Origin of the sequence: Lactobacillus nasalidis (genome assembly GCF_016587775.1) — a bacterium.
In the GTDB taxonomy this organism is placed as follows: Bacteria; Bacillota; Bacilli; order Lactobacillales; family Lactobacillaceae; genus Lactobacillus; species Lactobacillus nasalidis.
In genome coordinates this window covers 1-367 of sequence record NZ_BOCG01000208.1, presented here as the reverse complement: position 1 = coordinate 367, position 367 = coordinate 1, and the positions used below count along the sequence as shown (strand labels likewise).

Sequence of the window (367 nt, the reverse complement as noted above, 5' to 3'; positions counted from 1 at the left end):
GACCTGCTGATTATCGACGAGATCGATTCTTTTCCTTACGCTGGCAGCCCCCAGCTGCATTTTGCCGCGGCCAACGCGGTTAAAAAGTCCGGCAGCCGGGTCTATTTGACGGCGACGCCGCCGGCAGACCTGCTCAAAGAGGTCAGACAGGGCCGCCTGGCTTGCGTGAAGCTGAACCGGCGCTTTCACGGCTATCCCTTGCCTGAGCCGCGCCTGGACCTGTACGCGCGGCCTTTTTTGAAAAAAGGCCGCCTGCATCCGAAGCTGGCCCGGCGGATCAAGGCCGCGGCCGCCAGCGGCCACCCGCTGCTGGTCTTTTTGCCGCGGACCGCGCAAATGCCCCAGTATTTCGCGGCCATCAGCCAGC

The 367-nt window shown here is 63.5% G+C and carries 1 pseudogene; it reads left to right on the top strand.

From position 1 onward, the window contains the following. Positions 1 to 367 (top strand): annotated as a pseudogene (locus tag lacNas_RS03545) (DNA/RNA helicase); the annotation flags it as partial.